We start from the raw sequence: 255 nt of genomic DNA, 5'->3' as shown, positions 1-255 counted from the left end.
GAAGCAGTGTTAAACTGGTCGAATGAATAGATTTAGATTTCTACCAAACAGCACCTTCACATTCATTTTCTCACTGGTGGCCCTGGTCACTTCGTTTGTGCTTTATATCTATTGGTATATAGAGATCAGTAGTGGCTTGGATGAAGTGATTTTGAGGTTTCATATCGATCCGCAACAAGTCACAGAGTCGCGTACCTTTTTGGTGATTGCAGTATTAACTTTATTGGTGAGTTTGATCGTTACGGGCTTGTCGAT

Annotated in this window: 1 protein-coding gene; it reads left to right on the top strand. The window is 40.4% G+C overall.

Annotation, left to right across the window (positions count from 1 at the left end; translation table 11 throughout):
• Window positions 1–22: 22 nt before the first annotated feature.
• The coding region (locus A3761_RS28315; protein ID WP_231881098.1) for a hypothetical protein at window positions 23–255 on the top strand (233 nt) is incomplete at its 3' end.

The sequence above is a fragment of the Oleiphilus sp. HI0123 genome, from assembly GCF_001635315.1.
The sequence above is the reverse complement of the archived record's forward strand: the minus strand, read 5'-3'. Positions and strand labels throughout refer to the sequence as shown.